Source organism: Kushneria marisflavi, from assembly GCF_002157205.1.
Classification (GTDB): Bacteria; Pseudomonadota; Gammaproteobacteria; order Pseudomonadales; family Halomonadaceae; genus Kushneria; species Kushneria marisflavi.
In genome coordinates this window covers 3602284-3614949 of record NZ_CP021358.1, presented here as the reverse complement: position 1 = coordinate 3614949, position 12666 = coordinate 3602284, and the positions used below count along the sequence as shown (strand labels likewise).

Here is a 12666-nt window from a genome sequence, read left to right as displayed (position 1 = left end):
GGGAGTCACGGATATTGTCGTGGGTCGGTGCTGCATAACCTGCTGTTTGCATGACGACAATATTTCAGTGCTGACTCGCTGAAAGTTGTACGCAGAATAAGGGAAGGGCTGATCAAGTAAAGTATGAAACTGGCAAAGATTATTAAAATCGCGCTTTGATACATTAACCAGGCAGTTAAAAGCTAAACTCTCCAGAACTACGAAAAACAATAAAAAAGAAGCTTTGATATTAATTTAATAATACCAAATATTTTAAATAGTATTAGTTTTCTAATGCGAGCGCTCAGATAAGCCATGTTTGACCAGCTTTTTTCAGCATCAATCATTCGACGAGATCAGGCTTTAACAGCCATATGGATGACAATAGTGTGAACAATGAAAGAAGCATCAATGACATACCCATTCTTTGGTCATACGAACTTTCGAAAGCTGCAAGCCATTGATTGCAATGAAATGTTTCATTAGGTAACAACTAATGCAGGTTTGCGTATGCCGATTCGTTCTGGCAATGCCATCCATAAAACATCAATTTTTTTTATGGTGAGATAGCAAATTGCACGAGCGATTTTTATATCATCAGCACCTGTCCCTGATGGATCATGACCAGATTCAAAAGCAAAAAAAGGCGCCGATTTAGGCGCCTGAACAAATATGGGTGACTTGACAGAATCAAAAACCATCAATCATTACTGTTCACCAGTGCTGATCGAAGCCTGGCCACCGCCTGACCATGAAGCTGGCAGACACGAGATTCGCTCACCCCCATGACCGCTCCGATCTCCTTGAGATTCAGCTCTTCCTGATAATAAAGCGCCATCATCAGCTTTTCCCGCTCGGGCAGCGCTTCAATGGCTGCCATCAGTTCATGGCGTTCGGCACCTGCAATCCAGACATCATGAGGATCAAGCGAGGATTCGACATCTTCGGACAGACGCGATGCTTCCGCCTCATCAGAGCTGGCATCCTCATAAGTCATTAAAAAGCCGTTATTGGTATCACTCAGCACCTGCTGATACTCACGCAGTTCGATACCCAGCTCAGAGGCCACCTCACGCTCGGTGGGCGCCCGCCCATCTCGCTGCTCAAGCTTCCAGATCGCGCGGTCAATATCACGCGCGCTGCGTCTCACACTGCGCGGCAACCAGTCGCGAGAGCGAAGCTCATCAATCATGGCACCACGAACCCGCTGCGATGCATAGGTCGAGAACGCTGCCCCCTGATCGGCATCAAAGCGCTTGAAGGCGTCCAGAAGCCCCAGCATACCTGCCTGTATCAGATCATCCAGCTCCACACTGGCCGGCAGACGAACCTGCATCGAAAGTGCCTGACGTCGAACCAGTGGCATATAGTCGTCCAGCAGCTGCCTCTGATCGATCCTGCCTTGAGCCGTATACATGCCCATATCCTGAAATCCGTTTGATGAGGGGGCACACGATGCGCCCAGCCTGTCTTGTGAACACATTATTGACAGGACAAGGCAAAAACGATCGGAAAAAGAGCCATAAAAAGTACGGCTTTCTTTAGGGATTGGCGTTATGGCTCTAGCAACACCCGGGTTACCGTTTATCCCCACCATCTCGCACACACCTGTTTCACACCTTTTTCTTGCCCATGAAGTGACCAGCTCGGAGCCATCACCTGCCTTTAACACACCTCTGGCAGGTGGCCTTGAGTGCAAACAGAAATTGTCTATCAGCTTTTCATGAAAGCCGCGAGTTCAAGAAATTACTGCTGTCTCCCATCGCACCGCAAAAAACGGCATTTGCGCTCTTAAATTAAAAACACACTTCTATCAATGCGTTAAAAACAAAATAAATTGATAGACAATGGCATTAATGAAAGACATTTGTTTTAGGGCTAAAGCGTTTTCTCGAAAGCGTCGTTAATGATCCTGCAAGCACGATGAACTGCTCAGGCAGTGTGCAGGGATGGGTGATCCCGAATAGAAATCACCTTAACCGGGAAGGTACAAAACTTTCCGGAAGCGCCTAAAGAAATGATCACGCAGCACCGATAACTGCATCAGGCGGCAGGTGCCGCGAAAGACAGGCTCACAGAGCCGCTTCCTTTTAGAACACGTATAGGAAATCGCAAACATGGCAATGGTCGTCAATACCAACACCCTGTCGCTGACCGCTCAGCAAAACCTGAACAAGTCACAGAACTCCCTGAACAGCGCCATCGAGCGTCTGTCCTCCGGTTCACGCATCAACAGTGCCAAGGATGATGCCGCCGGTCAGGCGATCGCCAACCGCATGACCTCACAGGTCACCGGTCTGAATCAGGCCAGCCGCAATGCCAACGACGGCATCTCACTGGCCCAGACGGCCGAAGGTGCACTCGATCAGGTCAACGACAACCTGCAGCGCATTCGTGAACTGACCGTTCAGGCCCAGAACGGCACCAACTCTGCCAGCGACATCGACTCCATCCAGAAGGAAGTCAACCAGCGTCTGGAAGAGATCAACCGCGTGACTACCGATACTTCTTTCAATGGTACGGATGTCTTTAGTGCGGGCAGTACTGGTACTTCCTTCAGCATTCAGGTCGGCGCTAACGATGGCGAAACCATCAGCATCAAAATCGGTCAGTCCGAAGGTGCCGTAGGCAGCACTGGAGGATCAGGCTGGAACATGTACACGACTACCGCATCCAGCGGAGCTGGCAATGCCAACATCACTGCAGCTGATCGGAAAGTTGAAACCCAGGGCTTTGATGTCTTGAGCTCCGGGGCTCTGCAAACTCTGGATGACAAGCTGAAGTCAGTCGACAACAATCGCAGCGATCTGGGTGCCGTTCAGAACCGTTTCGAGTCGGCCATTGAAAACATCAACACTACCTCGACTAACCTGAGCGCTGCCCGTTCTCGCATTGAGGACGCCGACTACGCGACCGAAGTATCGAACATGTCCAAGGCGCAGATTTTGCAACAGGCCGGTACCTCGGTACTGGCGCAGGCCAACCAGACCACGCAGGGCGTGCTCTCCCTGCTGCGTTAACGGTTTCAGAAACAAATGGAAAGGGCCGGCTCATGCCGGCCCTTTTCTTTTTGTCTGATGGTAGCACTTCAGGGCTTTTTATTTGCCGGTGCCCCCTTTATCTCCTCCTTCTTTTGTGCGCTCCGGCCTTTTATGACTTGCCCATTGCCTCAGCACAGCTAAACCACTTGTCGAAAACCGTCAGCAAAAATCAATCCTTGGAACTAAAGCAATTCCTGCTTTGAGCCGTTAATGAAGTTACAAGCACGGTGACCCTGTTACGCAGCGTGCAGGAACAAGTGGACCCAAGCTGTAACCACTTCATCAGGAAGAGCAAAAATTCCTGAAACAGCTAAAGAAAAGATCACGCAGTACCGATAACTGCATCAGGCGGCAAGTGCCGCGAAAGACAGGCTCACAGAGCCGCTTCCTTTTAGAACACGTATAGGAAATCGCAAACATGGCAATGGTCGTCAATACCAACACCCTGTCGCTGACCGCTCAGCAAAACCTGAACAAGTCACAGAACTCCCTGAACAGCGCCATCGAGCGTCTGTCCTCCGGTTCACGCATCAACAGTGCCAAGGATGATGCCGCCGGTCAGGCGATCGCCAACCGCATGACCTCACAGGTCACCGGTCTGAATCAGGCCAGCCGCAATGCCAACGACGGCATCTCACTGGCCCAGACGGCCGAAGGTGCACTCGATCAGGTCAACGACAACCTGCAGCGTATTCGTGAACTGACCGTTCAGGCCCAGAACGGTACCAACTCTGCCAGCGACATCGACTCCATCCAGAAGGAAGTCAACCAGCGTCTGGAAGAAATCAACCGCGTGACTACCGATACTTCTTTCAATGGTACGGATGTCTTTAGTGCGGGCAGTACTGGTACTTCCTTCAGCATTCAGGTCGGCGCTAACGATGGCGAAACCATCAGCATCAAAATCGGTCAGTCCGAAGGTGCCGTAGGCAGCACTGGAGGATCAGGCTGGAACATGTACACGACTACCGCATCCAGCGGAGCTGGCAATGCCAACATCACTGCAGCTGATCGGAAAGTTGAAACCCAGGGCTTTGATGTCTTGAGCTCCGGGGCTCTGCAAACTCTGGATGACAAGCTGAAGTCAGTCGACAACAATCGCAGCGATCTGGGTGCCGTTCAGAACCGTTTCGAGTCGGCCATTGAAAACATCAACACTACCTCGACTAACCTGAGCGCTGCCCGTTCTCGCATTGAGGACGCCGACTACGCGACCGAAGTATCGAACATGTCCAAGGCGCAGATTTTGCAACAGGCCGGTACCTCGGTACTGGCGCAGGCCAACCAGACCACGCAGGGCGTTCTCTCCCTGCTGCGTTAATGGCGCCTTAAGTAGATCAGTGAAAAAGCCGGCTTATGCCGGCTTTTTTTGTTCCCGATCACCCTCTCTTTCGTTTCCCTTAAAAATTGAAAAGCCAAAATTTTTAGCGTTTGTACTCAAGCGTTTTCTCTCTCTTGTCGTTAATAGGTTTGCAAGCACGATGAACTGCTCAGGCAGTGTGCAGGGATGGGTGATCCCGAATAGAAATCACCTTAACCGGGAAGGTACAAAACTTTCCGGAAGCGCCTAAAGAAATGATCACGCAGCACCGATAACTGCATCAGGCGGCAGGTGCCGCGAAAGACAGGCTCACAGAGCCGCTTCCTTTTAGAACACGTATAGGAAATCGCAAACATGGCAATGGTCGTCAATACCAACACCCTGTCGCTGACCGCTCAGCAAAACCTGAACAAGTCACAGAACTCCCTGAACAGCGCCATCGAGCGTCTGTCCTCCGGTTCACGCATCAACAGTGCCAAGGATGATGCCGCCGGTCAGGCGATCGCCAACCGCATGACCTCACAGGTCACCGGTCTGAATCAGGCCAGCCGCAATGCCAACGACGGCATCTCACTGGCCCAGACGGCCGAAGGTGCACTCGATCAGGTCAACGACAACCTGCAGCGTATTCGTGAACTGACCGTTCAGGCCCAGAACGGTACCAACTCTGCCAGCGACATCGACTCCATCCAGAAGGAAGTCAACCAGCGTCTGGAAGAGATCAACCGCGTGACTACCGATACTTCTTTCAATGGTACGGATGTCTTTAGTGCGGGCAGTACTGGTACTTCCTTCAGCATTCAGGTCGGCGCTAACGATGGCGAAACCATCAGCATCAAAATCGGTCAGTCCGAAGGTGCCGTAGGCAGCACTGGAGGATCAGGCTGGAACATGTACACGACTACCGCATCCAGCGGAGCTGGCAATGCCAACATCACTGCAGCTGATCGGAAAGTTGAAACCCAGGGCTTTGATGTCTTGAGCTCCGGGGCTCTGCAAACTCTGGATGACAAGCTGAAGTCAGTCGACAACAATCGCAGCGATCTGGGTGCCGTTCAGAACCGTTTCGAGTCGGCCATTGAAAACATCAACACTACCTCGACTAACCTGAGCGCTGCCCGTTCTCGCATTGAGGACGCCGACTACGCGACCGAAGTATCGAACATGTCCAAGGCGCAGATTTTGCAACAGGCCGGTACCTCGGTACTGGCGCAGGCCAACCAGACCACGCAGGGCGTGCTCTCCCTGCTGCGTTAACGGTTTCAGAAACAAATGGAAAGGGCCGGCTTATGCCGGCCCTTTTCTGTTCCGGTCTATCTGCTGTCACGATTAGCCCCCTTCTGGATGCGCTATTCATGCTTTGACCAATATAGAGAGTCTCTAGAATCAGCAGATATCTACTTTCTCAGCTAGGTCAGTCATTCCATGAGCAAGCGTAAACTGCGGCAGATCCAAAAAAGCAAAAAGCCCATTTTCAGAGCAGCCACGCCGGAAGAGCAGAAACAGTTTCTGACGTTTTATAACGTCAATGATTTTGCCCAAGCTCAGCGTTACGCAGAGACCCTGACCCAGCGTTACCCAAAGGACGCTTTCGGATGGAAAGTATTGGGTAGTTGTTTACATAAAAATGGGGATATCGAATCCGCAAAGGAAGCACTGGAGCAATCACTCAAACTCAACGCTGAGGATGCCCAAACTCAACACATTATGGCGCGAGTCTGGTATGACCTTGGCGAACCATTAGCGGCCCTAGAGTTTGCAGAGAAAGCAATCAAACTTGAGCCCAATTTTTCTCAAGGGCATTTCACCTTTGCAGAAATTTTAACTGAGAGTGATCAAGACGACGATGCTCTTGAACATGCATTAAAAGCTGAATCACTAGGGTATAGTATTAATTCCTGCCTATTTATTCGAGGTCATATTTATACCAAGCGCCGCCATTATCAAAAAGCCTTCGACACTGTTTCAGAATTGCTAAAAAGCGAACCTGATAACGCTTTTGTCCAAAACGAAATAGGCAATCTTTATAAAGACCTTGGCCAGTTTGACGAAGCAGAGACTGCTTTCCGCAAGGCGCTATCGCTGGAACCGGACTTCGACACTGCTTTTTCTAACCTACTGGTTTGCATGCATTACAACCCTGAAGTTAGCGCAGAAAAAATCTTCAGAACTATTCGCGAATGGGAAAGTCATTTCAATCAGGAGGTAACAGCGTTTACGCATCAGCCTGCCCTATCGGACGCTACCAAAACCATTCGTATCGGACTGGTATCACCAGGGTTTCGCATGCATCCGGTTGGTCAGATGGTGCTGACAGGCTTTGAAAATCTTCAGCCGGATTTTGAGCTTCATTTTTACAGCACCAATAACGCAGATGATGTTTTAACTCAGCGACTTAAGCAGGTTGCTACACGATGGAACTTGGTACGCCATCTTGATCAAACCGCACTGGCTGAGCGTATTTATCAGGACGGCATCGATATCCTGATCGACCTTTCAGGCTTTGGGGAAGGGAGCCGGCTTCGGACCATGTCGCTTAAACCTGCCCCACTCATCGTCAAATGGGTTGGCGGTCTAATCAATACCATGGGCCTACCCTGTTTTGATTACTTGATATCAGACCAGCATGAAACTCCTGAAGGTAGCGATGATTGGTACACCGAAAAGCTTATTCGACTGCCGAATGATTATATCTGCTATTTTCCAGCCCAAAACGCCCCTACTATTAAAGCGCTTCCTGCCATGAGCAATGGCTATATCACACTGGGTTGTTTCAACAACCCTGCCAAGATCAATGCTGAACTGCTAGGCGAATGGGCAAAGCTGATGAATGAGCTACCCAATAGCCGACTATTTTTGAAAAGCGGACAATACGAAAGCGCAGAATATTGCGAGCGTATATACCGCGTTATGGGCAATCATGGCATCGAGGCAGAACGACTTATTCTTGAAGGTCCTTCAAATCACAAGGATCTGCTCGATGCCTATAACCGGGTTGATATTGCGCTCGATACCTGGCCCTATTCGGGCGGGCTCACGACCTGTGAAGCTTTCATGATGGGCGTGCCTGTCGTCACACTGCCCGGGCCCACCTTTGCAGGCCGGCACTCGGCGACTCACCTAATCAACGCAGGCATGCCGGAACTTGTGGTCCAAAGCTGGGATGAATATCGTCAGCGTGTTGTCGAACTGGCCTCGGATATCCCCAACCTGAGTGTCATTCGTGCCTGTCTGCGTCAATTTTTGATTCAATCCCCAACATGCGATGCTGAGCGATTCGGAAAACACTTTTCAACGGCCATGCGCGCTATCTGGCAACGTTATTGTGAAGGCAACAGTGCCGCAGCGCTGACACTGGATCAGCAGGGCAAAGCCTATTTTGAAGACAGCATAACAGCGGTTGAAGTCGATCAGCCCTCATTTCAAAACAACATAAAAGCTGATTTCAGCTGGCCGTTACAAGGAAAGATTGTTGCAATCGATAACGGCGCTCGCCTGCTGGGCAATCCTGTTATCGAAGAGCTTTTGAGCAAGGAAACTCTTGAACTGGTGGTCTTTGATCCAGCCAGTCGTGAAACAAAAAATCCAGCTTCGAGCAGGGAAGGTATTCACTACTACGCCAACAATAGTCTTGGCGATGGTCAGTCAACGACGTTGAAGGCTACACTGGATCCTGCCATGAGCAGTCTGCTTGAACCATTGGCCGTAAGTACGGAAACAGATGGTCGGCGTGTGCTGGCGCGACTCCCCTTCAATACGGTAGCGCTGGATAATATTGATGGCTTGCCAAGTCTGGATTGGCTGGTAATAGATGAGTTGAGCGACAGCGCGACCATACTTGAGCATGGCCAACAATCATTAAAATCCAGCCTGCTTATTCAAATCAATGTGGCCTTTCAACCCACACATGAACGTCAGCCCAATCTGGACGAAGTTCAACGTTGGGCCAGCCATAATGGATTTCGATTCTATCGGTTGCATGATCTCAAGCATCGCAGCCTTATGCCGGCGAGCTTGAACAATAGTGGGCAGCCATCTTCTGAATTGCTTTCCGCACAGGCGCTACTGCTGCCCGACCACGGAAGAATGGCAGCACTTGACCACCGGCAGGCAACCAAGCTGTCCTTCCTCCTCCACACTGTTTACGGTCTTCAAGACGCGGCCTGTTCTTTGCTGGCTGGCCCTGCTGAACAGCAGCAATATCTGGATACCGTAGAAAAAGAGGCAGGTAGCGCTCTGATGTCGGCAGACACTCAGTGGCAGCCAATGGTACAAGCCATGATGCTGGCTAATCGTCCCGTCAAACCACGCTTTCATGGTTTGCCAGGCGATTTAATAGTATCCCTCACTTCTTATCCAGGGCGCTTTTCAACACTATGGGCAACACTACAAAGTTTACTGACCCAAACGGTAGCGCCTGACCGGGTTGTTTTATGGATTGCACAGGACGATAGGGAAAAGTTGCCTGAAAATGTTTTGTCATTAGTGGCTAGTAGCGGTCTTGAAGTTCACTACTGTGAAGATATTCGATCCTACAAAAAAATTGTGCCAACACTTAAAGAATGGCCCGAAGCCTACATCGCTACGGCTGACGATGATATCTATTATCCGCCAACCTGGCTTGAAGAACTCGTAGAAGCCACCCAGCCGGGCAAAAAAGAAATTGCCGCACACCGGATTCACAAGATTCAGATGAACAAGGAATTAGAGATTCTTCCTTATAAGGAGTGGGAGTGGAATTCAACTCGTGCATTCGATGCAGATGCACTTAATTTCCCAACAAGTGGTGCAGGGGTACTTTATCCGCCAAACTGCTTCCATAAAGATGTATCAAACGAATCAATCTTCAAAGAAGCCTGTTCAGACGCAGACGACATATGGCTTTACGTGATGGCGCGCCTAAACGGCTATAGCTTCAAACATACCGGACGCATAGGTTTTGTAACTTGGCCAAGCACTCAGGCTGAAACGCTATGGCATAAAAATATTTCCGAAGGCGAAAACGACATAAAAATAAAAAGACTATTTTCAATATATGGAAATATTCATAATAAAAATGCTTCAACCCACAAAAGCATAGAAAACAAAATAATTGAGACTAGAGATAAACTTTTTGACGCCTCAAAAACAAACAAAGAAAGAAAAATAAGCATTATACAAAAAATTAGACGGCAAGCTCTAATAAAAAAAGTCACCTCAGAAAACACATGCTCTGAAGAAATTAAAAAAATTAACAATATTTCTAAAGAAAATTTTAAACACATTAAAGAACTATTTGACCTTAAGCTCCAAAGCGATATGGCAACGGTAAATTTTAAAATACCGTCCATAAATAGTTACAGTTGGAACAAAGCTTACAAAGAAAAATTTGATCTTATTCAAGAAGAGGTGGATGAAACTCTTTTTGACGCCATACTTCATGGAAGTATGGCAGATCGTAGGTATACGGAATTTAGTGATGTAGATATTTCTTTATTTATAAAAAACGAGGCCTTGGCCACTGAAGAAAGTATATCTCGGGTGCGCAAAAAAATATCCAACATCAACAAAATAATACTTGATATCGACCCGTTAGGGCATCATGGATGCTTCATTAACCATGAGTTCGATCTTAAAAACTATTATCCAGAAGCCAATATGCCTTTGAAAGTTCTGGCGAAAGGCGTTAATTTCTCAAAAAAAGAGATAGAGGTTTCATCTACCCCAAGAAACTCACTTGACGAAGCTTTTTTAACGCTGTCAGAACTATGCTTATTTTTTAAAAACTTAGACACAAACAATGAAATAAGAAGCGCTTATGAACTAAAAAATATAATAAGCAGATTCTTTATGATCAATCTACTTCACTATGAAGTAATTACAAATGATTTTTCAGATAAGCGATCCATCCTAACTAAAAAAATAAACAAGATATTAACAAAAAATCAGAAAAAAGCTCTTACTAAAGCATCTGAAATAAGAGAAATTTGGAAATATAGGCAGCCGAAACACCCTGTTTTTATTTCGCAAGACATTTTAACGACGTTCTCCAAGGTAGGTTCTGAAATACTTGAGGACGTTGTCAGAAGAGAAATTACTCACAAAATAGAAGCTGATTTCCTAATCAACGGAGCATTTAAATAATGATCGGCATCGAAGAGTACGATGAAGCATTAAAAGAGATTAATCTTTTTATCGAAAGAGAAATTCCTGACACTCTTCAACCAAAAGAGATAATACGAAACGGTAACATAAAAACGCCAGGGATATCTGATCTTGATATAATTTTTGTTTTCGACAATGAGTTTTGTCTTGGAGATGAATTTCTGTCTCGATACAGTAAATTTACAAGCAACCATCAGCATGGAAAAACGCTATTCGTTCATGACCCTATGCTGCTCAATGAAAGCTTACTTCAAGAAATCGGATATTTTACTCTAAATCCTGAAAAAGATTTCTTATTCATAAGACAAAAAGAAAAGAAGAAACAGATGCATAAAGGATACCCTAACAGACATCAATCCCTATTGATATCAGCAGAATTTATGCAATTCAGAATCATACAGCTAATCGGGCAAATATTATCAAAAAATATTTCTTTGCAGGGAGTTCTATTGCGAGGACACTCCTTTTCTCACTCATTGAAACTAGCCGTTAATGGAGGGGTAAAAACCAATTCGGAAGAATACCCAGCATTTAAAGAAGTCGAAGACATCAGGGAAAAACAAAAACCCTTTCCTGTTAAACAGGCTGAAATTTCGAATTTACATGAAGGGGTAATAAAAGACTTCTACACTCTTTACAGAAAAATTTGCAGCGAAATAACAAAAGAAGTCAGCCATTACAACCCCCAAAAAAACTCTTACAGCTATGACTATGGATTAACCATTGAAAACTGTTTGTCACAAAACAAAAACAACATCTCTATTAATAAGTCAATAGATGGGGTTGAAATATCAGGACTAGGGTGGATTGGAATGATGCTCGAAGACTTTTACTTTCGAGGGAATGGCAGTATATTAATGGAAAGCAAACTAAATAAAGAACTTAACTTAAGAAGAAAATTTCACTACAGATTACTTAACTGGAACAAACAAGCATTTGGAAATCCCCTTAGCGGCCTTCATCCTTTTCCTGGCATCATGGGAAGTAAGCTAAAAGATAACTTTTTAAACCTTAATACAAATTGATAGATTAGGTTCTGTCTGAAAAGTCGGCTCTCATGCAGCGCTCGATACAGGCCTGTGTCACCATGGCCCTGAAGCTGCTTGCCAGCTTGTCGTAACGGGTATTCAGCCGGCGCTTTTCCTTGAGCCAACCAAACAGCCGCTCTAACACATTGCGCTGACGATATTTTGGCCGGTCGAACTGATGCGGTAACCCCGGGCGCGGCCGGCGATGCATACGGCGGCGGGGAATGATCGGGCGCATGCCGTAACGCGTGCAGTAGCGTCGCAATGCCTCACTATCGTAGCCCTTGTCCGCCACGAGATAGCGGCTGCGCTTGCGAGGACGGCCGGAACGACCCGGCAACCGGACCTGCTCCAGTAGCCCAGTCAATTGCGTCGAGTCAGCGCGCTGATCTGCTGATAAAGAGGAGGTGATTGGAAGCCCATGGCTATCGCACAGCAGGTGTATTTTCGTTGTCAGCCCGCCCCGGCTGCGGCCGAAGGCATGATCCAGCGGTTATATCGATCTCCCTTTTTACCGGCACCTCAGGCCGACCGGGTCGCTCTGATGGAGGTTGAATCCACCATCCAGATGCCGAGATCCATATAAACGTCTTCTCGTAGACGAAGATGTAGCCGCACCAGAATCTGGTCGAAGGCGCAGTTATCACTGCTATTGTCGAAAGCGCTGATAAACCGTCTTCCATGGTCCGGAACGCTCGTGGAGATTACCCCACTGCGCTCCTAGCAGAGACTCCACAGAACGCCGTTGAGCATCTGCCGGTCATTCCGGCGCGGGGTAGAAACGATATCCTCGATCATGTGCCAGCGCTGGCCAGAAAGCTCGTAACAACCTGCCATGACAGACTCCTGCTCGGTGAACAGAAGCAGCGCAGCAGTCATGACTTTTCAAACAGAACCTAGGGTCATTTTCTGCTCTAGACAATGGTAGCGTGAACTGAAGAGCTTTACTGTGCAATCGAATTGCCATCAGCGTCTTACCAAGGGTGTGATAATTATCGTAGCGAGCTGTTTGTTTTATTAAAATAAAATTACAATACCAACCTGAATTAAATAGCCAACCAAAATAGCTTTTAAAAAAATTTAAAGTCAGACTTTCAGTCCGCGCCTAATTATTTAATATATTCCCCGATCGGCCGATATACAATCTCAATTT

Annotated in this window: 7 protein-coding genes and 1 pseudogene; 5 read left to right on the top strand and 3 right to left on the bottom strand. The window is 47.4% G+C overall.

Annotated elements, in window-relative coordinates; translation table 11 throughout:
- Positions 1 to 461: 461 nt before the first annotated feature.
- Positions 462 to 680: a hypothetical protein gene (locus B9H00_RS16850; RefSeq protein ID WP_147376518.1), complete on the bottom strand. Its 219-nt coding sequence runs from the start codon at positions 678 to 680 to the stop codon at positions 462 to 464.
- On the bottom strand, positions 680 to 1396 hold the full coding sequence (locus tag B9H00_RS16480; RefSeq protein ID WP_086901573.1) for an RNA polymerase sigma factor FliA: 717 nt from the start codon (positions 1394 to 1396) through the stop codon (positions 680 to 682). The genes B9H00_RS16850 and B9H00_RS16480 overlap by 1 nt, the downstream gene beginning before the upstream one ends.
- Before the next feature lie 700 nt (positions 1397 to 2096).
- On the opposite strand from B9H00_RS16480, the gene B9H00_RS16475 reads away from it, so the two are divergent.
- The 5 genes from B9H00_RS16475 to B9H00_RS16455 all read left to right on the top strand — a co-directional run bounded on the left by B9H00_RS16475 (position 2097) and on the right by B9H00_RS16455 (position 11510).
- On the top strand, positions 2097 to 2999 hold the full coding sequence (locus B9H00_RS16475; RefSeq protein WP_157663242.1) for a flagellin N-terminal helical domain-containing protein: 903 nt from the start codon (positions 2097 to 2099) through the stop codon (positions 2997 to 2999).
- Positions 3000 to 3438: 439 nt separating this feature from the next.
- Positions 3439 to 4341 (top strand): flagellin N-terminal helical domain-containing protein, encoded by a 903-nt coding sequence (locus tag B9H00_RS16470; RefSeq protein WP_157663242.1) that lies wholly within the window; start codon positions 3439 to 3441, stop codon positions 4339 to 4341.
- A 354-nt stretch (positions 4342 to 4695) separates the two neighbouring features.
- Positions 4696 to 5598, top strand: coding sequence for a flagellin N-terminal helical domain-containing protein (locus tag B9H00_RS16465; protein WP_157663242.1), 903 nt, complete (start codon positions 4696 to 4698; stop codon positions 5596 to 5598).
- Positions 5599 to 5766: 168 nt separating this feature from the next.
- Positions 5767 to 10464: an O-linked N-acetylglucosamine transferase, SPINDLY family protein gene (locus B9H00_RS16460; RefSeq protein WP_086901572.1), complete on the top strand. Its 4698-nt coding sequence runs from the start codon at positions 5767 to 5769 to the stop codon at positions 10462 to 10464.
- On the top strand, positions 10464 to 11510 hold the full coding sequence (locus tag B9H00_RS16455) for a hypothetical protein (protein WP_086901571.1): 1047 nt from the start codon (positions 10464 to 10466) through the stop codon (positions 11508 to 11510). The genes B9H00_RS16460 and B9H00_RS16455 overlap by 1 nt, the downstream gene beginning before the upstream one ends.
- Before the next feature lie 4 nt (positions 11511 to 11514).
- On the opposite strand, the pseudogene B9H00_RS16450 reads toward B9H00_RS16455, so the two are convergent.
- Positions 11515 to 12350 (bottom strand): annotated as a pseudogene (locus B9H00_RS16450) (IS5 family transposase).
- Between the last annotated feature and the right edge of the window lie 316 nt (positions 12351 to 12666).

Bases quoted from the DNA above. Each gene is read 5' to 3' on its own strand.
- B9H00_RS16465 (WP_157663242.1), top strand. From the start codon at position 4,696: ATGGCAATGGTCGTCAATACCAACACCCTGTCGCTGACCGCTCAGCAA.
- B9H00_RS16470 (WP_157663242.1), top strand. From the start codon at position 3,439: ATGGCAATGGTCGTCAATACCAACACCCTGTCGCTGACCGCTCAGCAA.
- B9H00_RS16455 (WP_086901571.1), top strand. From the start codon at position 10,464: ATGATCGGCATCGAAGAGTACGATGAAGCATTAAAAGAGATTAATCTT.
- B9H00_RS16475 (WP_157663242.1), top strand. From the start codon at position 2,097: ATGGCAATGGTCGTCAATACCAACACCCTGTCGCTGACCGCTCAGCAA.
- B9H00_RS16480 (WP_086901573.1), bottom strand. From the start codon at position 1,396: ATGTATACGGCTCAAGGCAGGATCGATCAGAGGCAGCTGCTGGACGAC.
- B9H00_RS16460 (WP_086901572.1), top strand. From the start codon at position 5,767: ATGAGCAAGCGTAAACTGCGGCAGATCCAAAAAAGCAAAAAGCCCATT.
- B9H00_RS16850 (WP_147376518.1), bottom strand. From the start codon at position 680: ATGGTTTTTGATTCTGTCAAGTCACCCATATTTGTTCAGGCGCCTAAA.